Raw genomic sequence first — 22,854 nt, forward strand, 5'->3', positions numbered from 1 at the left:
TTGCAAAGGCTCAGCTTGAGGGTGTTTAGCAAACTCTATATAGGGGTTTCACCGGGGGGTAGTTTCGCCGCGAGGCGAGGGATTTGGGAGCACGCGTATCATGGCCACAACCCTTCAGGCCCTTAAGACCTACTACAGCAACATCATGCGGGCGGATTTCGCCCACATCCCGACGGCGCATCAGACGCTGCTGGCCAATCTGTCGACCCAGGTCGATGGCGGCGCCCTGACCACAGCGGCCGCCCAGGCTCAGATCGCCAAGCTGGCGATCGCGAGCACCTCGGTGGCCAGCCTGTCCTACAGCTTCTTCACCCCGGGCATCCCGTCGAACGGCGGCTTCGACTATCTGATCTCGCCGACCGGGCCGAACCCGACCAATCTGAATTCGAGCTACTACACGACGTTCAACGTCGAGAACCGCTTCATCAACTTCGCCATGAACCTGGGCAAGGCTGGTGAAGGCGCGACCTGGTTCGCCGCCAACTACGGGTCCCTGACCACCCGCCAGGCGCTGATCAAGGCCTATACCGAGATCTTCGGGACCGTGCCTAGCGACACCAAGGTCGACGGCCTGCTGGGCGACATGGTGCCGGACGGCCAGGGCGGGACTTTCACGCGCCAAGCCTACTTCGCCGCCTTCAGCCGTGACGGCCTCGAAGGCCAGGGCACCAAGGCCGCGATCGTCGGCTGGCTGCTGTCGGTCGCCGCCAAGGAAGACATCGGCCCCTACGCCACGGCCAATGACGCCTTCCTGGCCGACCTGGGCGACGACGGCGTGGCCCACTTCCGCAGCGACCTGGACGTCGCCTACGGCCCGCCGCCGCCGGCGGGCGTGACGGGCGCGACCATCACGGCCGCCAATGGCGCCTCGGTCTCGCCGACCGCCACGGACCCGGCTCTCAGGTCGACCGCCAACAACGACACCATCACCGTGACGGGCGACCTGGTCGCCAGCCAGGTCATCGACGCGGGCGCGGGCCGCGACACGGTCAATGTCGCGCTCGGCACCTTCGGGAAGATCACCACCACCGACGGCGGCGACACCCTGACCCTCGGCCACCTGCTGTCCACGACCCCGACCTTGGGCGTGCCCACCCAGTACGGCGCCGTTACGCTGGGCGCGAACAACAACACCGTCTACCTCAAGGGCAGCATGGCCCAGGGCACGAGCCTGACGGCGGCCGGCACCAACAACGTGCTGCACATTGACCGGACTGGCGCGACCGACGTGACCTTCTACGAGGGCACGATCAGCGGCTTCCAGGAGGTGTACTACCACTCGTCGCGGACCGCGGCCGTGACCGGCGCGGCGGTGCTCTACAGCGTCGTCGACAACGCCGCCGATACGAATACGGTCAACTTCGGCGTTCAGAACAACGAAGTCATCGTCCTGCGGAACACGCCCAACGCCGTCATCGTCCACACACCGGCCCTGGCCAGTGGCGAAGCCAAGGTCGACGTGCACCTGCAGAACTTCAAGGGCGCGGTCACGACCGTCGCCACCCCCACCATGGGGGGCGGGTTCTCCGTGGACGGCGGTTCGATCGGCCTCGGGATCAACGCCACCAGCGGGTCGGTGAACAGGAATGGCACCCTGGTGCTGCACGTCGATTCCAACAGCACGGCCGGCCTGATCTACGGCTGGTCCACCGGTGTGGCCGCCCCCACCTTCCGCGATACCCTGCCCAACCTGACGATCGTGGGCACGGGCAAGCTGACCGCGCAGATCTACAACAACTTCACCAATGTGGACGCGACCCAGGCCGGCGATCTGGACCTGACCTATCGCATCATCGTCGGCTCGACCGCCCAGACCGTGCGCCTGGGTGACGGGACCAACGACCTGAAGCTGGTCTTCCTGACGCCCGGCGTGGGCAACTACACCCCGACCGCCGCCAAGGTGTATCTGGGCGCCGGTGTGGACACGATCACCCTGTCCAAGGGCCTGCTCGGGAGCAACGCCGAAACGTCGACGCTGTCGAACCTGCACATCAAGGACGGCGCGACGCTCAGCGCCCCGCCCGAGATCATCGGCTTCCAGAAGGGCGTCGACCACCTGGTGCTGGATTCGGTCATCCACGCGGTCACGGGGAACGTGCAGTCCTACGCCGACGGCAAGGCCTCGCTGCAGGACGCCCTCGTCGCGGTCTCGGCCAATGTGGCGGCCAACACCTCGGCCGTCTTCAGCTGGAACGGCGACACCTACATCTACAGCCAGGACAGCATCGTCGGCGTCAATATGAACGCCAACGTCGGTGACGGTCTGATCAAGCTCGTGGGCGTCACCGGCCTCACGGTCGGAACCGGCGCCGGCAGCTTCGACGTTCACTACGCCTAAAGCAGACGACGGCGGCCGCTTCATCGCGGCCGCCGATCCGTCGACGCGAGTAGAGAGTAGCGAGTAACCCCATGGCCTCGACCCTGCTGGTTCTGAAGACCTATTACGGCAACGTCCTGCGGTCTGACTTCGCCCACATCCCGACGGCGCATCAGAGTCTGCTGGCCAACCTCTCCGTCCAGGTCGACGGCGGATCGCTGAGCCTGGCGGCGGCGGAGACCGAGATCCGCAAACTGGCGACCCCCACCACCTCGGTGGCCAGCCTGGCCTACAGCTTCTTCACCAACGGGACGCCGTACGCGGGCGGCTTCGACTACCTGATCTCGGCCGGCGGCTCGAACCCGACCAACCTCAATTCCAGCTACTACCAGGCGTTCAACGTCGAGAACCGCTTCATCAACTTCGCCATGAACCTGGGCAAGGCCGGCGAAGGCGCGACCTGGTTCGCCGCCAACTACGGGTCCCTGACCACCCGCCAGGCGCTGATCAAGGCCTATACCGAGATCTTCGGGACCGTGCCCAGCGACACCAAGGTCGACGGCCTGCTGGGCGACATGGTGCCGGACGGCCAGGGCGGGACTTTCACGCGCCAAGCCTATTTCGCCGCCTTCAGCCGTGACGGCCTCGAAGGCCAGGGCACCAAGGCCGCGATCGTCGGCTGGCTGCTATCGGTCGCCGCCAAGGAGGATCTTGGCCCCTACGCCAAGGCCAACGACGCCTTCCTCCTCGACCTGGGCGACGACGGCGTGGCCCATTTCCGCAGCGACCTACTCGACGCCTACGGGACGCCCTCGGCCGGCTCGCCGGGCGCGACCATCACGGTGTCCGCCGACCAGTCGGTGTCGCCTGTCGCGACCAACGCCGCGCTGAGGTCGACCGCCGGCAACGACACCATCACCGGAACCGCCGGCCTCGCCGCCGGCCAGATCATCGACGGCGGCGCGGGGAACGACACGATCAACCTGACCGGCGCGATCTACGGCAAGATCGTCGAGGGCGACGGCGCCAATACCCTCACCCTGGGCCGCCTGAGCGCCACGACCGCCAGCCTGGGCGTCCCCGCCCAGTACGGCTCCGTTACCTTGGGCGGCGGCGCCAACACCGTCACCCTGAAGGACGGCCTAGCCGCCGGGACCAGCCTGACGGCCGCCGGCACGAACAACGTACTGCACGTCATGCCGGGCGGTACGTACGAGGGCACGATCAGCGGCTTCCAGACGGTCTATGTGCATGCCAACGGCAATCCAATCATCGCCGGCGCGGCGGTGATCTACGACGTCGTCAAGGCGTCCGACTATGCTGGCACGGTCAGCCTCTCCGCCCGCGGCAGCGAGGTGGTGGTGCTGAAGGACACGTCCAACGCGGTCGACATCTACACCACGGCGCGGGCGGACGGCCGCAAGCTGGACGTCCACCTGCAGAACTTCCAGGGCGGCCCCACGACCGACACCTCGTTTGGCGGCGCGATCGCCATGTACAACCACTCGCCCTCCGACGGTCCCTTTGATCCGAACGGCAGCCTGGTCCTGCATGTCGACACCGACAGCACGGCCGGCCTGATCTACGGCTGGACCACCTCCTCGGCGCTCGGCCCCAACTACAAGGGCGCCCTGCCGAACCTGACCATCATCGGTCCTGGCAAGCTGACGGCCCAGCTGGCGGTGTTCACCAACATCGACGCCACCCAGGCCGGCGACCTGACCATCGCCTACCAAGTGGACTCCAGCGTCGATCAACACACCCTGCGCCTGGGCGACGGGACCAACACGGTGAAGCTGAACTTCACCCCCGCCACGTCGCAAGGCTGGCTGACCCTGAGTCCGACCAAGATCTATCTGGGCGCCGGGACCGACAATCTGATCCTGGCGGGCAAATATCTGGAGAACCCGACCACCGGGCCGCAGTTCTCGACCGCCACCCTGTCGAACCTGCATATCAAGGACGGTACCACCCTGGGCTCGCCACCCGAGATCATCAACTTCCAGAAGGGCGTCGACCACCTGGTGCTGGACGCCATGATCCACACGCTGACCGCCAATGTTCAGCAGTACGCCGACGGCAAGGCTTCGCTGCAGGCGGCGGTGATCGACGTCTCGGCCCATGTGGCCGCCAACACCACGGCGATCTTCACCTGGAACGGCGACACCTATGTCTACAGCCAGGACGGCCTGGCCGGGGTGAACATGAGCGATGGCGCGACCGCGGGCGACGGCCTGATCAGATTGGTCGGCGTCACGGGCCTCTCCGTCGGGACCGGCGCGGGCAGCTACGATATCCACTACGGGTAGACCTCGCTCTCCCAGGCGAGCCGTGATCGGGCGCTTCCCATGTGGAGCGCCCTTTCTTTTGCCCACACCAATTAGTGTTGACTAATGCATTAGCCATTGCTAATTGATTCACATGATCGACACCGCCCCCATCGACAGCGTCATGCGCGCCCTCGCCGACCCGACGCGGCGAGCCGTCTACGAGCGCATCACGCGCGTCCCCGAGATCACCGTCGCCGAGCTGACCCAGGGCAGCGGCGTCAGCCAGGGCGCGGTTTCGCAACACCTGAAGTCCCTGAAGACCGCCGGCCTGGTCGCCGAACGGCCCGAGGGCCGCAAGGTCTACTACCGCGCCCAGCCCGAGGGCCTGGCGCCGCTTTTCGACTGGATGAGCTTCTACGGCGTCTTCTGGCGCGACCGCCTCGACACCCTGCGCAACCTCCTCAAGGACATCGACCAATGAGCACCGCCGCCACCGCGCCAATGAGCCAAGGTGAAGACACCCACGACATCGTGCTCGACGAGGTCTTCCCGCACGCGCCCTCGGTGGTCTGGAAGGCCCTGACCACCGGCGACCTGATCGCTCGCTGGCTGATGCCGCCGACCGACTTCGCCCCGGTCGAGGGTCACCGCTTCACCTTCAAGACCACACCGGCCGGCGAGTGGGACGGGCTCATTCGCTGCCAGGTCCTGGAGGTGATCGAGAACCAGCGTTTCGCCTATGCCTGGACCGGTGGCCATCCGGCCAATATCGGCTACGGCTCGCGGCTGGAGACGGTGGTCACTTGGACCCTGGCCCCCACCGAGGCCGGCACGCGGCTAAGGCTGGTCCACTCCGGATTCGTCCTGCCGCGCAACGACAGCGCCTACCGCAACATGAGCGACGGCTGGAAGACCGTCGTCCAGCGCCTCGACGGCGTGTTGGGCAGCGAGACCCAGCACTAGCCGCCACGCCTTTCCGACAATCGACCTGAAGCCAGGCCGGCGCCGCGCGCCGGTCCACGCGAGACCTTTGCCCCATGACCTCGACGAACAAGCCCTTCACCGGCGGCTGCGCCTGCGGCGCGGTGCGCTACACCGTCGTCGGCGAGCCGATCGCCATGAGCGACTGCCAGTGCCGCCATTGCCAACAGCGCAGCGGCACCGGCCACGGCTCGTACCTGACCTTCAAGGACGCGGCGGTGACGGTGTCGGGCCAGGCGTCGACGTGGGAGATCACCGGCGACCTGGGCACGGTGAAGGGTCACGCCTTCTGCCCGACCTGCGGGACGCCGACGCACCTGACCTTTCCGGCCATGCCGGAGCTCTTCATCGTCCACGCCGGCGGCCTGGACGAGCCGGAGCGCTACCAGCCTGCCATGACGATGTTCACCGCCAGCGGCCAGCCCTGGGACGCGGTGGCCGCCGGCGCGCGGCGGTTCGAGAGGATGCCGGGCTAGGCCAGATCGACATTCAGCCTACGAGCAGCCCAAACGCCTAATCCACAGCCTTCCTGGGCCTTGTGCCCAGGACCCATGCTTGCGGCCAATTCGGAACGTTCCGGACCGGCGCGACTGAAGGACCGTAAGCTCGGCCCAAAAGCAGCTGAACCTGAACGATGGGTCCTGGGCACAAGGCCCAGGAAGACGGGAGCTTTATTTCTGGCGCGAATGTCGATCCGCCCTAGGGCGGCGAGCCTAGGTCTTCCGCTTGGCCGGCGCCTTGCGCGCCTTGGGCTTGGCGGCGGTCTTCGGCGCGGCCGCCGCTGGAACCACGGGCTCGCACGGCGGCTCGGCGGCCGGCGGCGACAGCGGCGTGGTCGGGGGCTCGGGCGGCAGACCGCCAGCCTTCCAGCCGGGCGCGCGCAGGTTCGCGGCCTTGATCAGTTTCTCGCGATAACGGCCGATCATGTGGTCGTCGATCAGCGGGAACTTGCGGGTCAAGGCCCACCACAGCCCGAACACCAGGAACCGGAAGACCAACAAGGCCGGCATGCGCTCGTGGCGCTTCGGGCTGCCGCCCTTGCGGCCCAATACGCGCACGTCGCCGCCATGCGCGAAGCCCAGCCAGGGCGGCGGCACCGACGGCACGATGTCGCGAGCGTTGACCAGGCGATAGTGCGGGCATTTCACTTCGATATCGAACCGCTTCTGGCCCACGCGCGGCGAGCCGAAGGTGTAGCAGGCCGCCAGGATGTCCCGCTCGAAGGCGGCCGAGGCGATCTGGGCCAAGGCCCCGCCCAGCGAGTGACCCGTGATGTAGAGGCCCTTGTTCTGAGGAACCTTGGTGTCGAGATCCGCCCGGATCTCCGCCTCCACCTTCTGGAAGGCCTCCAGGAAGCCCTTGTGGACACAGACCGAGCCCGCCGCCTGGTGCAGGGGCGTGAGCTTGGAGCCGAGATTGACCGCCCAGTCCTTGCCGTCCTGGGTCCCGCGAAAGGCCAACACCGTCATCTGGTCGCTGGAGGCTAGGTAGGCCTGGGTGCCGATCGGCGTGTCGTAGACGTTGATCAGGGTGAAGGCGCCGCTGTGCAGGCGGGCGTCCATCAAGGCTCGCCCCGCGCCGGTCTGGTCCTCGAAATTGTCGTAGGCGATGCCGCACAGCGACGCCATCAGCGCGCAGGTTCGGTCGGAATAGGCGGCCCGCCAGGTCGGCGCGGCCGCGACCATCTCCGGCGTGATCGGACTGAGCAACTGCGCCAGTTCGCGGGCCCGCGCCTTGACGCTTTCGAACTCGGCTTCCAGCGCCGGCACCGTGGCATGAACGCTCATTTCAGCCCCCCGACTCCGCGAACGCGCGAAACATCTCATGGTTGTTTTTCACGCTAGCACCACTGCCTACCGAGTCAAATCCGGGTCCTTCTCAGCCTGGGTTCTGGCGCGTTGTCGGGGCCCCGGATGACGCGCGAGCAAACGAAAATCGCCGCGACAGGCAGTCGGGCCCATCGCGGCGATTCCGGTCTTCACGCGAGCGCTGTTACTGCAGCGTCGCCTTGCCGAACGACAGCTGACCGTCCTCGACGCCGACGGCGATGACGCCGCCGTCCTCGATCTCGCCGGCCAGCAGCTTGCGGGCGATCGGGTCGATCAGCTCCTTCTGGATCACGCGCTTCAAGGGGCGCGCGCCGTAGACCGGATCGTAGCCCTTGTCGGCGAGCCAGTGCAGGGCCTCGGCGTCGATCGACAGCGTCATGCGACGGTCGGTCAGCAGCTTTTCGACACGCTGCAGCTGGATGCGAACGATGTCGCCCATGTGCGCGCGCGACAGACGCTTGAACAGGATGATCTCGTCGATCCGGTTGAGGAACTCGGGGCGGAAGTGGCCGCGCACCATGTTCATCACCATCGGCCGGACGGCTTCCACGTCTTCACCTTCTTCCTGGTTGGCCAGGAATTCGGCGCCGAGATTGCTGGTCATGATGATCAGCGTGTTGCGGAAATCGACCGTGCGGCCCTGGCCGTCGGTCAGACGACCGTCGTCCAACACCTGCAGCAGCACATTGAAGACGTCGGGGTGGGCCTTCTCGATCTCGTCGAACAGCACGACCTGATAGGGCCGACGACGCACGGCTTCCGTCAGCGCCCCGCCCTCGTCGTAGCCGACATAGCCGGGAGGCGCGCCGATCAGGCGGCTGACCGAGTGCTTCTCCATGTACTCGGACATGTCCATCCGGGTGATGGCGTGCTCGTCGGCGAAAAGGAACTCGGCCAGGCTCTTGGTCAGCTCGGTCTTGCCCACGCCCGTCGGGCCCAGGAACAGGAACGAGCCGATCGGCTTGGACGGATCGTGCAGGCCCGCGCGGGCCCGGCGAACGGCGTCGGACACGGCTTCCAGCGCCTCGTCCTGGCCGACCACGCGACCGCGCAGCTGGTCTTCCATCTTGAGCAGCTTCTCGCGCTCGCCTTCCAGCATCTTCTCGACCGGCACCCCGGTCCAGCGGCTGACCACGGCGGCGATCTGCTCGGCGTCGACGACTTCCGGCGTCAGGGCGTCGCTTTCGCCTTCCTTGGCTTCCTCAAGGCGGCGCTCCAGGGCCGGGATCTCGCCATACTGGATCTGGCCGGCGCGAGCGAAGTCACCGGCGCGCTGGGCGTTGGCGAGATCGGCGCGCAGGCGGTCGAGGGCTTCACGGGCCTGAGCCGCGCCGCCGACCTTCTCCTTTTCGGCCTTCCAGCGAGCGGTCATCTCGTCGCTGCGGAACTGCAGATCGTCGATTTCCGTCTCGAGGTTTTCCAGGCGCTGCCTGGAGGCCGCGTCGGTCTCCTTCGAGAGAGCCTCGCGCTCGATCTTCAGCTGCACCAGACGGCGGTCGATCTCGTCCAGCTCTTCAGGCTTGGAGTCGATCGCCATGCGCACGCGGCTGGAGGCCTCGTCCATCAGGTCGATCGCCTTGTCCGGCAGGAAACGGTCGGCGATGTAGCGGTTGCTGAGGGTGGCGGCCGCGACCAGGGCCGAGTCCGAGATGCGCACCCCGTGGTGGACCTCGTACTTCTCCTTCAGGCCGCGCAGGATCGAGACGGTGTCCTCGACCGTGGGCTCGCCGACGAACACCGGCTGGAAGCGACGGGCCAGGGCCGCGTCCTTCTCGACGTGCTTGCGGTACTCGTCCAGCGTGGTGGCGCCGACGCAGTGCAGTTCACCGCGCGCCAGGGCGGGCTTGAGCAGGTTGGAGGCGTCCATCGCCCCGTCGGCCTTACCGGCGCCGACCAAGGTGTGCATCTCGTCGATAAACAGGATGATCGAGCCTTCGGCGGCGGTCACCTCGCCGAGCACGGCCTTCAGACGCTCCTCGAACTCGCCGCGATATTTCGCGCCGGCGATCAGGCTGCCCATGTCCAGTGACAGCAGCTTCTTGTCCTTCAGGCTCTCGGGCACGTCGCCGTTGACGATGCGCAGGGCCAGGCCCTCGACGATGGCGGTCTTGCCGACGCCGGGCTCGCCGATCAGCACGGGGTTATTCTTGGTGCGGCGCGACAGGACCTGGATCGTGCGGCGGATTTCCTCGTCGCGGCCGATCACCGGATCCAGCTTGCCGTCGCGGGCCGCCTGGGTCAGGTCGCGGGCATAGCGCTTGAGCGCCTCATAGCCTTCCTCGGCGTTGGCGCTATCGGCGGTGCGGCCTTTGCGGATGGCCTCGGCGGCCGTCTCCAGGGCTTTGGGGGTGACCCCGGCCTCCTTGAACAGCTTGGCCGCTTCCGCACCTTCCTTGGCGATGGCGATCAGCAGGCGCTCGGTCGTGACGAAGGCGTCGCCCGCCGCCTTGGCGGACTTCTCGGCCTCGGCGAACACGCGGGCCGTGTCGGGTTTCATGTAGAGCTGGCCGCCGGCACCCTCGACGCGCGGGGTCTTGGCCAACAGGGTCTCGACGCCGCCCTCCAGGGTGTCGGCGCGGCCGCCGGCGCTCTGGATCAGGGCGCGGCCAAGGCCGTCCTTCTCCTCGAGCAGGACCTTCAGGATGTGTTCGGGGGCGAACTGTTGGTGGCCCCGCGCGAGCGCCAGGCTCTGGGCCGACTGGACCGCCTGCTTGGCGCGGTCCGAATAGAGATCGATATTCATAGGTCTAAACTGTCCCCTTCCTAGGCGGATCTGGGTCGGCCGCCTCCGATGAGCACGACCGGTCCCGTTGGGGCATGTAGGTGTGGCGCGTTAGTCACACAAGTTTCACCAGCCCTTGGCGGTGAGATAACGCTCCAACTCCTGAATTCGCACCGCGTCCGACGGGTGGGTGGAGCCCATCTGACCGCCCGAACTGCCCCCCGCCTGGGTCTGCATGTTGCGCCACAGGGCCACGGCCTCGCGCGGCTGGTACCCGGCGCGCTGCATGAAGTCGACGCCCAGCTTGTCCGCCTCCAGCTCCTGCTTGCGCGAGAACGGCAGCAGCACCCCGAACTTGGCCGCGTCGTTGCCGTGATCCTTCAGCAGCTTGCCGAAATCGGTGCTTCCCGCCGCCGCGCCGGCAATGCCCAGAAGGATCTTCGAGGTCGTCTCCTGCGAGGCGCGCTCGGCCGCGTGGTGGGCCACCACGTGGCCGGCCTCGTGACCGATGACGGCGGCAAGCTGGTCGTCGTTCTCGACCAGGGTCAGCAGGCCCACGGTCACACCGACGTGGCCGCCGGGCAGCACGAAGGCGTTGGGCGCCTCGTCCAGGAACACCGCATAGTCCCAGGGCCGGCCCGACAGGCCGGCGGCGGTGATCACCCGCTGGCCGACCGCCTGGACCCGCGCATTCTTGCGCGGCTCCTTAGAGACGTAGGCCGTGCGCAGGGTGTCTGCCCAGGCCTTCTCGCCCTGGGCTGCCAGGTTGTCGTCATTGACGATCAGCAGCTGATCGCGGCCGAGGTCGGCATTGTAGGCGCAGCCGCCCAGCGCGGCGGCGGCGGCGAGCAAAAGCGGAAGCGTGAAGCGGCGCAGGGCGATCATGGGGCTCGGCGAACAGTGTTTCGAATTCGACATAGCCTTATCGGCGGCGGGCGAGGCCGACGCAACCTGTGGAGCTTGGCCTTACCCATTTGTCATCCGCTGCTCGCGGAGCGCTTGAAGCTATCGCCTCTTTGTCGCGCCATGAACGGCGTTCATCGCTTCGAACTGTCGTCGATCGATGCGCCGTGGCCAAGTTTGGTCGCGTAAGGCTTTCACCGAGGATCCGATGCTTCTGCTTTCCTTGACCATCGCGGCGGTGATCGCTGAAACGGCGCCGCCCACATCGACCGATCTACCGGCGGCGATAGCGGGCTACTTCGTCGGTGACTGGAACGGGCGCGGCGCCTTCGCGAGTGGCAAGCCGCTGGAGTCGCACTTCGCGTTCAAGCCCATTCTGGACGGCAAGGTGCTGGAGGTCCGACACGAGGAAGCGCCGCCGGCCACCTTCTCCTATGCCGGTCTAATGACGGTGGACGCCGCCACCGGACAAGTGGCGCTGCTGCTGACGCCGAACCGAGGCGGCGGCCGGCTGATGCGCGGCTCCGGCTGGCAGGGCGATCGCCTGGTGTTCGAAAGCGGTCCAGCGTTGCGCGCGGCCTTCGCCCTGGAACGGATCACCTTCGTTCGCCTGGAAGCCTGCCGGTTCGAGGCGACCTACGAGATGAGCAAGGACGGCTCGACCTGGCGGTTGGGCGACAAGCAGACCTTCGCCAAGCAGTCCGACGCCTGCGCGTCAGCGGCGGCGCCGAGCTAGGTCCCTAGCCGTCCACCAGCCGCTCGATGACCCGCGCCATCTGTCGAGGGTCGATAGGCTTGGAGAGGATCGGCACGTCGCGCAGGTCGGCGCGGACGCCCTGGTCGCCATAGCCCGTGACGAAGGCGAACGGCACGCCGCGCTCGCGCAGGATCTCGGCCGTCCGGAAGGAGGTTTCGCCGTCGCCGAGGTTCACGTCCAGAAGGGCGAAATCGAACACCTCTGCTTCGGCGGCCAACACCGCTTCGCGCGCCGAGGAGGCCGGCCCCACGACCGTGTGTCCCAGGTCGCTTAAAAGGTCCTCGACCAGCATGGCCACGAACAGCTCGTCCTCGACGACCAGGACCCGTAGCGGATCAGGCCGCGCCTCGGATGAAACGGTTCGACTCGCCGGTCTTGCCGAGCTCGGCGTCGATCTCGCAGACGACACCGGCCGGCGGATATTCGAGGCGGACCTCACCCCCGAGTTCGCGAGCGAGGCCGCCGGTGATGAGACGGGTGCCGAAGCCCTGGCGCGTCGGAGTCGAGACAGGTGGCCCATCGATTTCTTCCCACGTCATGCGCAGCCGCTCGCTGGCGTCCGCCTTGGTTCGTCGCCAGACCAGCCGCACCTGGCCTTCCTCGTTGGACAACGCCCCGTACTTGGCCGCGTTGGTCATCAGTTCGTGCAGGGCCATGGAGAGCGCCAGGGTCGCCTTCGGAGCCAGGCGCACGGGAGGGCCATCCAGGGTGAACCTCGCGGTCTCGCCATGGGCGGACACCACCGCGGAAACGATGTCGGCGAGTTCGGCCCCGTCCCAGCTCTCGCGGGTCAGGATGTCGTGGCCACGCGCCAGGGCCAGCAGGCGGGTCGTCAGGGACTCGCGGGCGTCGCCCAGGTCCACCGCGTTGCGCAGGGTCTGCCCCGCCACCGACTGCACCGTGGCCAGGGTGTTCTTCACCCGGTGATTCAGCTCGTTGATCATCAGCCGTTGCAGCTCTTCCGCCCGCTTGCGCTGGGTGACGTCGCGCATCACGCCGGTGAAGTAGCGGCGCCCGCCGTCGCGCCACTCGGCGATCGATAGCTCCAGTGGAAAGGTCGTCCCGTCCTGGCGCCGGCCGCTGACCTCGCGGCCGATGCCGATGATCCGCCGCTCGCCCGTGTCGCGATAGCGCCCGAGATAGCCATCGTGCTCGCCGTGGTACGGCTCGGGCATCAGCATGTGGATATTGTGGCCGACCACGTCGTCCGTGGCGTAACCGAACAGCCGCTCGGCGGCGGGGTTGAAGGCCTCGATCCGCCCCTGCTCGTCGATCACGACGATGGCGTCGACTGCGGTGTCGACGATGGCACGGTAGCGCGCTTCGACAACGGCGGCGTTGGCCGCCTCTTCCTTCTCCTGAGATAGGCCATCAGGAGGCTCACGCTCTCCAGTCATCGGCGACTCCCCCGTCGAGAACCCGACACTATCGCCGAAGTTGGTGCGTCGCTATAGCTTCACGCAAACAGTGTTCGCCGAGCCTAGATGCCGGCTGTTTCGCGAGCGAAGGTTCAGCGGCAGCCTTTCCCGCGCAGCCCTTCCATGGCTTGCGCCAAGCGGCTCCCGAGGGCCCGCTGGGCGGCGGTGGTCAGGTGGAGGTCGTCGGGCTTCTTCGGCAGGCCCCGGGCCGAAACCATCGCCACGCAATCCGGCAAAGGCCCGGCCTGGACCGCCTGGATAGCCGCCCACGAGGGATAGGTCTTGGGCGCGCTGATCTCGGGCGAAGGCATGTCGGCCAGTTGGACGATCACGATGGGCAGGCGCTTGGCGTGCAGGTCTTCGCGCCAACGCCCAACCAGGATCTCGAACGAAGCCTTCCAGCCCTCGGCGGAGCCTTCGCGGCCCGCGTCGGTCTCGCCCTGGTACCAGAGTATTCCCTTCACCCTCCCAGCCACCTTGGCGCGCGCCAGACACGAACCGTAGAGGGTGTCGCGCGCCCCACCAGGCTTCCACTGGCCGATCGACGAGCCGCCCTTGGCGCAGGGGACCAGGAGGATGGGCCTGTGGCGCTGCGCGCGCAGGGCGCGAGCGAAGAACAGGCCGGGGCCCACGGCGGCCAGGCCGGCGTCGCTCGACACCGGATCGACCTGTCCAGCCGCGTCGTCCAGGGGGTCCAGGGCTGGTCGGACCTTCTCGTCGTTACCGTAGAGCTGAATGGCGCGATCGGCGGCGCGTTCCTCGTCCTCAAGCTCCGACAGGAGCCCTCGTCCGGACATGTTTGACTGCCCGGCCAGCAGATATACGTCCGGTCTGGCGAGAGCGACTTGCCGCGCGTGGACAGGCGACGCCGTCGCCAGGATCACAAGCGCCGCCAAACCCGTCAGACGCACCGATGATCTCCCATCCGAAACCCTTCCGGCGAGCCTAGCCGTTCCAGCTTCAGCGAAGAAGGCGCAACGAAAAAGGGAGCCGCTTTCACGGCTCCCTTTCGGTGTTCGTCGCTGATCGAAGGATCAGGCCTCTTCGGATTCCGGGCTGGCCGGAGCGCCTTCACCAGCTTCGAAGCTGCGCGGCGCGCGGCGACGACGGGGCTTTTTCACGTCCTCGCCAGTCTCGGCTTCCGGAGCCGGTGTCACCGCGGCAGGCGCGGCTTCGACGGCGCGCGGGGTCTTGCGGCCCAGGAAGGCCGGGGCCTCACTGACGGCGCCGTCCTGGCCACGCAGCATCGGCGAGCTCTCAGCCGGGGCTTGGGCGGTCAGCGGCGAGGCTTCCGGCTCGATCACCGCCAGCGGATCGCGGTCGCCGCGCGGCTGCCAGTCACGGTCGCGATTGCGATCGCGATCACGGCCACGGCGGCGGCCTTCGCGGCCCTCGCCCTCGGCTTGCGGCTGGCTCTCGCCCTCGGCGGCGGCCGGCCGATCGTCACGGGGGCGATCGTCACGGGGACGCTCATCACGCGGGCGATCGTCGCGGTCGCGGAAGCGGTCTTCACGCGGACGGTCGTCCCGGGGGCGGTCGTCACGGGGCCGGTCATCACGGGGACGGTCGTCGCGCGGGCGATCATCCCGGGGCCGGTCATCACGGGGGCGGTCGTCACGCGGCCGGTCATCCCGGGGGCGATCATCGCGCCAGCGGTCGCGGCGGCCTTCGCCCTCACGGGGACGATCGTCGCGATTGCGGTCACGGTCGCGACCTTCGCGATTGTCGAAGTTGCGATCGCGGTCGCGGTTGCGATCCCGGTCACGGCTCTCGAAACGGTCACGGCGTTGCTCGCCGCCTTCACCGCCGTCGCCGCCGTCGCCCTGGCCTTCGCCCTGGGCCGGCGCCTCGGGAGCTTCGACCTCTTCGGGCGGCTCGGCCTCGAAGTCGATCTCGTAGGCGGCGTAGACGTCCTTGCCGAGGATGTCGGACACCGGACGATTCGGCTGGATGGCGCGCAGGACGCGGAAATAGTGCTCGGCGTGCTGCAGATAGTTCTCGGCCAACACGCGGTCGCCGGACGACGTCGCGTCGCGCGCCAGCTGCTGGTACTTTTCGTAGACGCTCTGGGCCGCGCCGCGGACCTTCACGCCCTCGGGGCCGTTCGAGTCGAACGCACGGTTAGCGTTGTGCTGCTGAGGCTTGCCGCCGCTGCCACCGCGATTGTTGCGGCCGCGCTGGCGCTTCATGCCTTTGAAATCTCTCATGTTCTCTTCTGAACCTGTCCGGAGGTCAGTCTGGCGCTGGCGCGTCCGGCCTTGCTGGTCTCTGAGCGGGTCGAACCCTTGGGTTTCAGAGACACTGGTTTCCGTAGAGCCCCCGCCCTGCTTTCGGGCGCGGCGACCGGCGGACCGGGCGCGCCTGCCAGGGGAGCATCGCCGACGTCATAAAACGCCTGCTTTTCCCGTCACCTGGCGATCTGGAAGGGGACATGACTCGTCTAACGGTTCACGCCCCGGTTTCCAAGGGATTTTTCACCCCGGTGACAACTCGGTCGTGGGTCGACAGGTCTTTGACTGTCCTGACCTGCTGGGCGCCCGCCTCGCGGAACAGCGCCTCGACGTCCTTGGACTGGTCGTAGCCGATCTCCACGGCGAACATGCCGGCCGGCTTCAGCACCCGGAGGATCTCCGGCGCCAGCATCCGATAGGCGTCCAGGCCGTCGGCGCCGCCGTCCAGGGCCAGGCGCGGTTCGTGATCGCGAACCTCGGGCTCCAGGGTGTCGATGACGGCGGTCGGGATGTAGGGAGGGTTCGACACGACGAGGTCGAAGCTCGCGTCGCCCAGGCCCGCCGTCCAGTCGCCGTGCAGGAAGGCGGCGCGATTGTTGAGGTCCAGGCTGGCGGCATTGTCGCGGGCCACGGCCAGGGCCTCGTCGGATGCGTCGACGCCCAGGCCCTTGGCCGCCGGACGCTCGGCCAGCACCGCCAGCAGGATCGTGCCCGAGCCGACGCCCAGGTCCAGCATCGAAAAGCCCATGCCCTCCGGGAAGGCCTTCAGCACCTCGTCGACGATGACCTCGGTCTCGGGACGCGGGGTCAGGACGTTCTTGTTCACCTGCAGCAGGATCTTCCAGAACCCCTTGCGGCCGATGATGTGGCTGACCGGCTCGCGGCGGGCGCGGCGGCTCAGATAGTCCTCGAGGGTGGCTTCCTGCTCGGCCGACAGTTCGCGGTACGGATCGGTGACGATCTCGGTGCGGGTGACATTGGCGGCCACCTCCAGCATCAGGCGCGCGTCGATGGCGGGCTGATCGATGCCGGCGTCCTTCAGACGCTCCTTGGCGGCGGTCCAGGCTTTGACGAGGGTCAGGGTCATGGGCGGGGGTTTAGCGCTTTGGATTGGGAGAGGCGAGATTGAAGATGGTACCAGTTTTTGGTATCGTGACGACATGGCTAGCAAGAACACTTCCGTCAGCCTGGGTGAGCATTTCCAGGCTTTCATCGATACGCAAGTCGCCGACGGCCGCTACGGCTCGGCGAGCGAAGTCGTGCGGGCGGGGCTCCGCCTTTTGGAAAGCCACGAGGCCAAGCTCACCGCCTTACGAGCAGCGCTAAAGGCGGGTGAAGAGAGCGGCTTCATCGAAGACTTCGACTTTGACGCGTTCATTGAAGAAAGGCTGCGCGAGTCCCAACCGCAAGGATTCCACGAGGAATGAAGGCTTACCGCCTCTCGTCTCTCGCCAGGCTCGATCTCATCGAAATCTGGAACTACTCGCGTGGCCAATGGGGCAACATCCGCGCCGAGGCCTACCTCCGAAGCATCCAATCCACTGTCGAAATGATCGCCGAGTGTCCTGACGTCGGCTGGACTGACGAAGCGATAGGCGAAGGCTACCGCCGTCGCGCCATCGGATCGCACGTCATTTTCTACCGCATGGATGAGGGCGTGGAGATCGTCCGCGTTCTCCATCAAAGCATGGACGCGAAATCTCGCCTGAGCTGACGGCTCAGCTCACCGACACCCCATCCCCCTCCCCGACCTCACCACCTTCGGTGACGTTCAGGTAGATGCCGCACAGCATGTGGCCGTAGTAGTCGAACAGCGCCTTCACCAGGTCGACGTCCCGCTCGGCGGTCGTCGGGTCGACGTGGGTGGCGGCGCAGCGGACGATGGGCTTGAGGACTTCGGCGGTCGCGCCGCCCACGGCCAGGGTCTTGCCGGTCATGTCGTTCTCGGCCCAGGCGGGCCAGCCCTCGACATAGAGATTGGCGCGGAAGCGCAGCGGATCCAGGGTCATGCCCAGGCGGTCGCCCAGGTCGCGCACGCTGGCCAGGTTGACGATCGAGACATAGCCCGAGCGGCTGTCCATGAACCGGTGGGCGCCCGGCCCCTCGATCACCTTCAGTGGGCCGGAGATCTCCTCGCCGAGCAGGTCGGCCAGCCAGGCCTCGAACCCCGCGCGGCCGGCGCCGGTCCGCAGGTCGCCGGCGAAGTCGGGGCGCCCCGCGGCGTTGGCGCTGAACACACCGGACACCTCGTCATAGGCCGTGCGGGCCTTGGCGACGGCCGGGATCTTGGCCAGCACCGTGAACTTCATCTTCGAGATATGGCCCGGCGCCTCAGGGTCGAAGCCGCTGGGTCCATCCTCGACGGCATAGAGCCGATCGCAGGGGAAGCACGCTCCCGCCTCCAGCGTGGCGGCGGTCAGCCGCTCGGGCGTGAAGCCCTTCACGGGGTGGCGGTAAATCGAAGTGATCCGGGCGTCCATGGCCCGGAAGATCGGGTCCGACTCGGGCTATGGCAAGGCTTCGAAGGAACACAGCGGGGCCGTCCGGGTTTTGGAGGGCTGGAGGGCGTACCATGGCCGACGCTTCGCCGCGTCCGATCCTGTCTTGGCTGAAGTCGCGTCCGTATCACCTGGCGCCCTGGATCGTGCTGCTGGCCATCGCGCCGCTGGCCTTTCCGAAGAAGCCCGAGACCCTCGCCGAGGAGCCCATCGCCGACCCGCCGGGCCTGTCGGAGGATCGGGCGATGCCGCCGGCCGACTTCGACCAGGCCGAGCCGCGCCGGGGCCGGGCCGCCCGCCATCCAGGCCACATCCCGCTGCTGGGCTGGCGCGACATCCTCTGGCGCACCTGGCGCGAGATCACCGTCGACCGCCTGCCGGCCGTGGCCGGCGGCGTGACCTTCTACACCCTGCTGGCCCTGATCCCGGCCATCGGCGCCTTCGTGTCGCTGTACGGCCTGTTCGCCGACGTACGCACCGTGGAGGCGCAACTTCGCGGCATGCAGGGGGTCTTTCCCGCCAGCGTCATCCAGATCGTCGGCGAGCAGATGCTGCGCCTGGCCACCCAGGGCGAGGGCAAGCTGGGCGTGGCCTTCGCCTTCAGCCTGCTGCTGTCGATCTGGAGCGCCAACGCCAGCATGCGGGCGCTCTTCGACGGACTGAACGTGGCCTATGACGAGGACGAGAAGCGCCACCTGGTGCCGCGCACCCTGCTCAGCTACCTCTTCACCTTCTGCGCCCTGCTTTACGCCGCCGTCGCGTCCGGCGTGCTGATCGCCACGCCTCTCCTCCTGGAGGCCGCGCGCCTGTCGGCGCTGGACGCGGTCCTGGCGCCGATCCGCTGGTTGCTCGTGCTGGCCATGACCGCCGTCGCCTTCGCCGTGCTCTACCGCTTCGCTCCCAGCCGATCCCAGGCGCGCTGGCGCTGGGTATGGATCGGGGCGGCCGCCGCCTCGGCCGGATGGCTGGTCGGGTCGCTGGGCTTCTCGGTCTACGTCAACCGCATCGCCCACTACGACGCCACCTATGGCCCGCTGGGCGCGGTGATCGCCTTCATGGTCTGGGTGTGGTTCTCGATCATGGCCATACTCGTCGGGGCCGAGCTGAACGCCGAGATCGAGCACCAGACCGCCGTCGACTCCACCACCGGTCCCGAACAGCCGATGGGCGCGCGCGGCGCGGCCATGGCCGACACGGTGGGCCTGGCCTTCCATCCCTGGGAAATGATCAAGCGCGAGGCCGGCGGCGTACGCCGGATGGCCGGCGGGGCCTGGAAGAAGGTGCGGCGACGCTAGACATTGTTCGGCTTGACGGCCGGAATCGGCTTGTTGCGGCCCCGGGCAGTTCCTAGCTTCCGCCTTCGCTTGCTCAAGGACCGCCGATGCCGCTGCTCACCCTCTACAAGGACCACGAACTGGCCGACATCGCCGAGCTGGTGAACTCGGCCTATCGCGGCGAGCTGGCGACCAAGGGCTGGACCAGCGAGAGCTACCTGCTGGGCGGCCAGCGCACCGACGAGGCGACCCTGCGCGCCGACCTCGAGGCCAAGCCGGGCTCGACCATCCTGACCTTTCGGGACGAGAACTGGGAAAAGCCCTATGTCTGCGCCTGGCTCGAGCCGGCCCCCTCCTCCCAACACGGGGACGACGCCTGGTACGTCGGCATGGTCACTGTCTCGCCCCTGCGCCAGGACGGCGGCCTGGGCCGCGCCATGCTCGAAACCTGCGAGAACTACGCCAAGGCGCGGGGCGGCAAGCGCATCCGGATGACCGTCATCTCGGTGCGGGACACCCTGATCGCCTGGTACGAACGCCGCGGCTACCGCCTGACCGGCGAGACCCAGCCCTTCCCCTATGGCGACGAACGCTTCGGCGAGCCGCAGCGGGACGACCTGCAGTTCGTGATCCTGGAAAAGGCGCTCTAGGGGCGCTACGCTTCGGGACACGCCGACTTCGGCGAGGATCCCCCATGCATCGCTACATCCTGACCGGCGCCCCGGGCGGGGGCAAAACCGTGCTGTTGCGCGCCCTGGAGCGCGCCGGCCACGCCGTGGTCGAGGAGGCCGCGACCGATGTCATCGCCTTGGCTCAAGCCGAGGGTGTGACCGAGCCGTGGACCGATCCAGCCTTCATCGACGCGATTGTCACCTTGCAGACGCAGCGCGAGGCGCGGGCCGCCGGCGAAGTCGTGTTCTTCGACCGTTCGCCGGTCTGCGCCCTGGCCTTGGCGCGATTCCTGGGTCACCCGGTGTCGGCGACGTTGCGGGCCGAGCTCGACCGGATCGCGGCGGAGCAGGTCTATCAGCGACGGGTGCTCCTGGTGCGAGGCTTGGGGTTTGTCACGCCGACAGCGGCGCGGCGGATCGGGTTGGAGGAGGCTTTTGCCTTCGAGCGCGTGCATGAGGCGGCGTATGCGGAACTGGGGTTCGAGCTGGTTTCGGTCGAGCCGGGAACGGTGAGTGAGCGGGTTCGCAAGGTGCTGGCGATGATCGAGCAAACCCAAATCACGCCTTCCTAGGCCTTGCGCCTAGGACCCATGCATCCGCTCGCTCGATGACGCCGGGCGAACGACCACGCTGGCGGAGCGCTTCGGCCACGTCGAGCCCAGCCGAAGCATGGGCCCTAGGCACAAGGCCTAGGGAGGCGGGGATTTTGCATGTGTTCGGCGAACGCCCCCGCATTACCGAAGCTTAAGTAGCTCCAGGCCGCGCTCTGTCCTCACATGCCGCCGTTCTCTGTTCAGGGGCTTTCCATGTCGCTTACCCTCCGCGCGACCGTCGGCGTCGCGCTCGCCTGCTCGGTCGCCACCACCGCCTGGGCGGCCGTCACGCCCGTGCCCGTCGGCCAGCCGCTGGCGCGGTTCGACAAGATCAAACCGGCCACCCATCGCTATCTTCGCTACAAGCAAGTCGGCGACACCCTCCAGCCGATGGACCTCTGGACCCGCGAGATCCGCATCGAGCCCGACAAGGCCGGGGTGAAGCGCCTGCACATCGTCCAGCACTGGGACGGGGCGACGCCGGGAGCGGTCAAGCAGCTGGACAGCTGGTTCGAGCTCGGCGCCTTCCGGCCCCTCACCCACATCCGCCGCACCACCAAGGACGGCCAGACCAAGGTCGAGGGCTTCGAGTTCAAGCCGGACCGGATCGTCGGCCTGAAGGACCTGCCGGACAACGCCCAGGCCGCCTACGACGTGGCCTCGCCGCAGCCGACCTTCAATTTCGAGACGGACATGGAGTTCCTCCAGGCCCTGCCGCTGGCCAACGGCTACGAGGCCCAGATCGTCTTCCATCACCCGGGCGGCGGCGCGCCCGCGCCCTATCTGTTCAAGGTGACAGGCAGCGAGGTCCTGACCAGCTCGGCCGGCGGCAAGGTCGACTGCTGGGTCGTGACCACCGACTACAATCACCCCGAATGGAAGCCGGCGACCTTCTGGCTGGCCAAGGACAGCCAGGTGGTGATCAAGGTGGTCTCGCCCGCGCCCGACGGGTCGGTGTGGGTCAAGACGCTGATCTGGTGACGGCCTAGATCACCGCCCGCGACCGTTCGCCGACCTCGTTGGACAGCGCCCCGGCCACGATCTCGAGGCCGCGCCGTAGCGCCGCCCGGTCGGTCGTGGCGCCAAGGCAGACGCGCACGCCGCTCTCATGCCCGGCCTCGACCACGGGAGCGGAGGGCGCGGTGACCTCGGCCCCGCCGCGCAGGGCCCGGCCGGCCAGGCGCTCGGCTTCCAGCTCGCTCATCGGCAGCCAGACGTGGGGCGCGATGTCGGAGTATGGCGTCTCGATCGACGGGCCGAGGATGTCCCGGGCCATGGTCAGGCGGAAGCGGGCTTCGTCGCGGGTCTCGGCCAGGATGGCGTCGGCCGAACCGTCCTCGATCCACTGGGTGGCGATCAGGCCGCCAAAGGCCGGCGGGGCGTAGGTGACCACACGCACCGCATCCAGCACGCGCTCGAAGGCCTCGGCCGCCGGGGCGACCAGGAAGCCGGCGCGCAGGCCCGGCGCCAGGGTCTTGGAGACGCCCGAGACGTGGAAGGTCCGCTCCGGGGCCAGCATGGCGAACGGCGGCGGCGCGTCCTGCGCATAGGCGCCGTAGATGTCGTCCTCGACGATGGTCAGGTCGTGCTTGCGGGCGATGGCGACAATGGCCTCGCGGCGCGCGCGGCTCATGATCCGGCCCGTGGGATTCTGCAGGGTCGGCAGCACCGCCAGCACCCGCGCGCCGGTGGTGATGATGGCCTCCTCCAGGGCGTCGGGGCGCAGGCCCTCGGCGTCCATCGGCAGGCCCCGGATCTTCCAGCCATTGTGCGGCGCCAGGGCCTTGAGGCCGTGATAGGCCAGGGCCTCGGTCAGCAGCACATCGCCCGGCCGCATGACCGTGCCCAGCGCGAGGGACAGCCCCTGCTGGGCGCCGGCGCAGCAGATCAGCCGGCGCCAGTCGACCGCCTCGTAGCTGCTGGTCCGCGCCAGCCAGGCCGCGCCCGCGCGCCGCTGGGCCTCGTGTCCGGCCACCGGAGAATAGGCCAGGTGCTCGGCCAGGTCCGCGCGCTTGCGCAGCCGGGCCAGGGCCTCGGCGATCCGCGAAGCGGCCGAGGCGGCCGGCGCGATGTTCTGGGCCAGGTTGATCGGTCCCTCGCGCTCGTAAGGACGGTGCTCGGCCGGCGCGTTGACGAAGCTGCCGCGACCGACATGGGCGCTGACCAGCCCCGCCTTCTCGGCCTCGACATAGGCCCGCGTCACCGTGCCCAGCCCCACGCCGAGGCGATAGGCCAGGTCCCGCTGCGGCGGCAGACGCACCCCGGCGGCCAGCGCGCCCGAGGCGATATCGGCGCGCAGCACGGCCACCAGCCGCTCGTACAGCGGCGCCTCACCCGTCGGAATGGTCGGGGTCCAGCCCGTGACCATCAAGTGTCTCCTTTATTGTCAT

22 protein-coding genes and 1 pseudogene are annotated in these 22,854 nt (G+C 67.9%); 12 read left to right on the top strand and 11 right to left on the bottom strand.

What is annotated here, in order from left to right:
* Window positions 1-100: 100 nt before the first annotated feature.
* From AC1RRV_RS20390 to AC1RRV_RS20410, 5 genes are all read left to right on the top strand, one after another.
* On the top strand, window positions 101-2,338 hold the full coding sequence (locus tag AC1RRV_RS20390) for a hypothetical protein (protein WP_492861482.1): 2,238 nt from the start codon (window positions 101-103) through the stop codon (window positions 2,336-2,338).
* A gap of 71 nt (window positions 2,339-2,409) precedes the next feature.
* Window positions 2,410-4,626, top strand: coding sequence for a hypothetical protein (locus AC1RRV_RS20395; RefSeq protein ID WP_492861483.1), 2,217 nt, complete (start codon window positions 2,410-2,412; stop codon window positions 4,624-4,626).
* Between the two features lie 112 nt (window positions 4,627-4,738).
* Window positions 4,739-5,068 carry an ArsR/SmtB family transcription factor gene (locus AC1RRV_RS20400; RefSeq protein ID WP_492861484.1) on the top strand — a complete coding sequence of 110 codons (330 nt, stop codon included), beginning with the start codon at window positions 4,739-4,741 and terminating at the stop codon, window positions 5,066-5,068.
* Window positions 5,065-5,550 carry an SRPBCC family protein gene (locus AC1RRV_RS20405; protein WP_492861485.1) on the top strand — a complete coding sequence of 162 codons (486 nt, stop codon included), beginning with the start codon at window positions 5,065-5,067 and terminating at the stop codon, window positions 5,548-5,550. Before AC1RRV_RS20400 ends, AC1RRV_RS20405 begins: the two co-directional genes overlap by 4 nt.
* A gap of 74 nt (window positions 5,551-5,624) precedes the next feature.
* Window positions 5,625-6,044, top strand: coding sequence for a GFA family protein (locus AC1RRV_RS20410; RefSeq protein ID WP_492861486.1), 420 nt, complete (start codon window positions 5,625-5,627; stop codon window positions 6,042-6,044).
* A gap of 237 nt (window positions 6,045-6,281) precedes the next feature.
* Here AC1RRV_RS20410 and AC1RRV_RS20415 read toward each other — a convergent pair whose 3' ends face one another.
* The 3 genes from AC1RRV_RS20415 to AC1RRV_RS20425 all read right to left on the bottom strand — a co-directional run bounded on the left by AC1RRV_RS20415 (window position 6,282) and on the right by AC1RRV_RS20425 (window position 11,004).
* Window positions 6,282-7,355 carry a lipase family protein gene (locus AC1RRV_RS20415; RefSeq protein WP_492861487.1) on the bottom strand — a complete coding sequence of 358 codons (1,074 nt, stop codon included), beginning with the start codon at window positions 7,353-7,355 and terminating at the stop codon, window positions 6,282-6,284.
* A 205-nt stretch (window positions 7,356-7,560) separates the two neighbouring features.
* Window positions 7,561-10,140, bottom strand: a complete 2,580-nt coding sequence (gene clpB, locus AC1RRV_RS20420) for an ATP-dependent chaperone ClpB (RefSeq protein ID WP_492861488.1) — start codon at window positions 10,138-10,140, stop codon at window positions 7,561-7,563.
* 105 nt (window positions 10,141-10,245) lie between these two features.
* Window positions 10,246-11,004 carry a M48 family metallopeptidase gene (locus tag AC1RRV_RS20425; RefSeq protein WP_492861489.1) on the bottom strand — a complete coding sequence of 253 codons (759 nt, stop codon included), beginning with the start codon at window positions 11,002-11,004 and terminating at the stop codon, window positions 10,246-10,248.
* A gap of 226 nt (window positions 11,005-11,230) precedes the next feature.
* On the opposite strand from AC1RRV_RS20425, the gene AC1RRV_RS20430 reads away from it, so the two are divergent.
* Window positions 11,231-11,758 carry a hypothetical protein gene (locus tag AC1RRV_RS20430; RefSeq protein ID WP_492861490.1) on the top strand — a complete coding sequence of 176 codons (528 nt, stop codon included), beginning with the start codon at window positions 11,231-11,233 and terminating at the stop codon, window positions 11,756-11,758.
* A 4-nt stretch (window positions 11,759-11,762) separates the two neighbouring features.
* Here the strand turns inward: AC1RRV_RS20430 and AC1RRV_RS20435 are convergent, their stop codons facing one another.
* The 6 genes and pseudogenes from AC1RRV_RS20435 to prmC all read right to left on the bottom strand — a co-directional run bounded on the left by AC1RRV_RS20435 (window position 11,763) and on the right by prmC (window position 16,515).
* Window positions 11,763-12,101: a response regulator gene (locus AC1RRV_RS20435; RefSeq protein ID WP_492861675.1), complete on the bottom strand. Its 339-nt coding sequence runs from the start codon at window positions 12,099-12,101 to the stop codon at window positions 11,763-11,765.
* A 13-nt stretch (window positions 12,102-12,114) separates the two neighbouring features.
* A complete protein-coding gene (locus AC1RRV_RS20440; RefSeq protein WP_492861491.1) occupies window positions 12,115-13,176 on the bottom strand; it encodes a sensor histidine kinase in 1,062 nt (353 codons plus the stop codon).
* A gap of 113 nt (window positions 13,177-13,289) precedes the next feature.
* Entirely contained in the window at window positions 13,290-14,108 is an 819-nt protein-coding gene (locus AC1RRV_RS20445; protein ID WP_492861492.1) for a sialate O-acetylesterase, read from the bottom strand.
* A gap of 123 nt (window positions 14,109-14,231) precedes the next feature.
* Entirely contained in the window at window positions 14,232-15,404 is a 1,173-nt protein-coding gene (locus AC1RRV_RS20450; RefSeq protein ID WP_492861493.1) for a DUF4167 domain-containing protein, read from the bottom strand.
* Window positions 15,401-15,571 (bottom strand): annotated as a pseudogene (locus AC1RRV_RS20455) (hypothetical protein); the annotation flags it as partial. The pseudogene AC1RRV_RS20455 and the gene AC1RRV_RS20450, both read right to left, overlap by 4 nt.
* A gap of 74 nt (window positions 15,572-15,645) precedes the next feature.
* A complete protein-coding gene (gene prmC / locus AC1RRV_RS20460; protein ID WP_492861494.1) occupies window positions 15,646-16,515 on the bottom strand; it encodes a peptide chain release factor N(5)-glutamine methyltransferase in 870 nt (289 codons plus the stop codon).
* Between the two features lie 73 nt (window positions 16,516-16,588).
* Here prmC and AC1RRV_RS20465 point away from each other — a divergent pair, with 73 nt between their 5' ends.
* Together AC1RRV_RS20465 and AC1RRV_RS20470 are read left to right on the top strand one after the other, a co-directional pair.
* Window positions 16,589-16,855, top strand: coding sequence for a type II toxin-antitoxin system ParD family antitoxin (locus AC1RRV_RS20465; RefSeq protein WP_492861495.1), 267 nt, complete (start codon window positions 16,589-16,591; stop codon window positions 16,853-16,855).
* Window positions 16,852-17,142 (top strand): type II toxin-antitoxin system RelE/ParE family toxin, encoded by a 291-nt coding sequence (locus AC1RRV_RS20470; RefSeq protein ID WP_492861496.1) that lies wholly within the window; start codon window positions 16,852-16,854, stop codon window positions 17,140-17,142. The genes AC1RRV_RS20465 and AC1RRV_RS20470 overlap by 4 nt, the downstream gene beginning before the upstream one ends.
* Window positions 17,143-17,146: 4 nt before the next feature.
* Here AC1RRV_RS20470 and AC1RRV_RS20475 read toward each other — a convergent pair whose 3' ends face one another.
* A complete protein-coding gene (locus AC1RRV_RS20475) occupies window positions 17,147-17,908 on the bottom strand; it encodes an MOSC domain-containing protein (RefSeq protein WP_492861497.1) in 762 nt (253 codons plus the stop codon).
* Window positions 17,909-18,000: 92 nt separating this feature from the next.
* Here AC1RRV_RS20475 and AC1RRV_RS20480 point away from each other — a divergent pair, with 92 nt between their 5' ends.
* The 4 genes from AC1RRV_RS20480 to AC1RRV_RS20495 all read left to right on the top strand — a co-directional run bounded on the left by AC1RRV_RS20480 (window position 18,001) and on the right by AC1RRV_RS20495 (window position 21,445).
* Complete coding sequence (locus AC1RRV_RS20480; protein ID WP_492861498.1) at window positions 18,001-19,221, top strand: YihY/virulence factor BrkB family protein; 1,221 nt, start codon at window positions 18,001-18,003, stop codon at window positions 19,219-19,221.
* 86 nt (window positions 19,222-19,307) lie between these two features.
* Window positions 19,308-19,850 carry a GNAT family N-acetyltransferase gene (locus AC1RRV_RS20485; RefSeq protein ID WP_492861499.1) on the top strand — a complete coding sequence of 181 codons (543 nt, stop codon included), beginning with the start codon at window positions 19,308-19,310 and terminating at the stop codon, window positions 19,848-19,850.
* Window positions 19,851-19,894: 44 nt separating this feature from the next.
* A complete protein-coding gene (locus AC1RRV_RS20490) occupies window positions 19,895-20,443 on the top strand; it encodes an AAA family ATPase (RefSeq protein WP_492861500.1) in 549 nt (182 codons plus the stop codon).
* A gap of 234 nt (window positions 20,444-20,677) precedes the next feature.
* Window positions 20,678-21,445 (top strand): DUF3108 domain-containing protein, encoded by a 768-nt coding sequence (locus AC1RRV_RS20495; RefSeq protein ID WP_492861501.1) that lies wholly within the window; start codon window positions 20,678-20,680, stop codon window positions 21,443-21,445.
* Window positions 21,446-21,449: 4 nt separating this feature from the next.
* On the opposite strand, the gene AC1RRV_RS20500 is transcribed toward AC1RRV_RS20495, so the two are convergent.
* Entirely contained in the window at window positions 21,450-22,832 is a 1,383-nt protein-coding gene (locus AC1RRV_RS20500; RefSeq protein WP_492861502.1) for an aminotransferase-like domain-containing protein, read from the bottom strand.
* Window positions 22,833-22,854: the final 22 nt, after the last annotated feature.

Source organism: Caulobacter sp. GW821-FHT11E10 (genome assembly GCF_058808375.1).

Coding starts and splice junctions, on each gene's coding strand:
- AC1RRV_RS20390 (WP_492861482.1), top strand. CDS start 101: ATGGCCACAACCCTTCAGGCCCTTAAGACCTACTACAGCAACATCATG.
- AC1RRV_RS20395 (WP_492861483.1), top strand. CDS start 2,410: ATGGCCTCGACCCTGCTGGTTCTGAAGACCTATTACGGCAACGTCCTG.
- AC1RRV_RS20400 (WP_492861484.1), top strand. CDS start 4,739: ATGATCGACACCGCCCCCATCGACAGCGTCATGCGCGCCCTCGCCGAC.
- AC1RRV_RS20405 (WP_492861485.1), top strand. CDS start 5,065: ATGAGCACCGCCGCCACCGCGCCAATGAGCCAAGGTGAAGACACCCAC.
- AC1RRV_RS20410 (WP_492861486.1), top strand. CDS start 5,625: ATGACCTCGACGAACAAGCCCTTCACCGGCGGCTGCGCCTGCGGCGCG.
- AC1RRV_RS20415 (WP_492861487.1), bottom strand. CDS start 7,355: ATGAGCGTTCATGCCACGGTGCCGGCGCTGGAAGCCGAGTTCGAAAGC.
- clpB (WP_492861488.1), bottom strand. CDS start 10,140: ATGAATATCGATCTCTATTCGGACCGCGCCAAGCAGGCGGTCCAGTCG.
- AC1RRV_RS20425 (WP_492861489.1), bottom strand. CDS start 11,004: ATGATCGCCCTGCGCCGCTTCACGCTTCCGCTTTTGCTCGCCGCCGCC.
- AC1RRV_RS20430 (WP_492861490.1), top strand. CDS start 11,231: ATGCTTCTGCTTTCCTTGACCATCGCGGCGGTGATCGCTGAAACGGCG.
- AC1RRV_RS20440 (WP_492861491.1), bottom strand. CDS start 13,176: ATGACTGGAGAGCGTGAGCCTCCTGATGGCCTATCTCAGGAGAAGGAA.
- AC1RRV_RS20450 (WP_492861493.1), bottom strand. CDS start 15,404: ATGAGAGATTTCAAAGGCATGAAGCGCCAGCGCGGCCGCAACAATCGC.
- prmC (WP_492861494.1), bottom strand. CDS start 16,515: ATGACCCTGACCCTCGTCAAAGCCTGGACCGCCGCCAAGGAGCGTCTG.
- AC1RRV_RS20465 (WP_492861495.1), top strand. CDS start 16,589: ATGGCTAGCAAGAACACTTCCGTCAGCCTGGGTGAGCATTTCCAGGCT.
- AC1RRV_RS20470 (WP_492861496.1), top strand. CDS start 16,852: ATGAAGGCTTACCGCCTCTCGTCTCTCGCCAGGCTCGATCTCATCGAA.
- AC1RRV_RS20475 (WP_492861497.1), bottom strand. CDS start 17,908: ATGGACGCCCGGATCACTTCGATTTACCGCCACCCCGTGAAGGGCTTC.
- AC1RRV_RS20480 (WP_492861498.1), top strand. CDS start 18,001: ATGGCCGACGCTTCGCCGCGTCCGATCCTGTCTTGGCTGAAGTCGCGT.
- AC1RRV_RS20485 (WP_492861499.1), top strand. CDS start 19,308: ATGCCGCTGCTCACCCTCTACAAGGACCACGAACTGGCCGACATCGCC.
- AC1RRV_RS20490 (WP_492861500.1), top strand. CDS start 19,895: ATGCATCGCTACATCCTGACCGGCGCCCCGGGCGGGGGCAAAACCGTG.
- AC1RRV_RS20495 (WP_492861501.1), top strand. CDS start 20,678: ATGTCGCTTACCCTCCGCGCGACCGTCGGCGTCGCGCTCGCCTGCTCG.
- AC1RRV_RS20500 (WP_492861502.1), bottom strand. CDS start 22,832: ATGGTCACGGGCTGGACCCCGACCATTCCGACGGGTGAGGCGCCGCTG.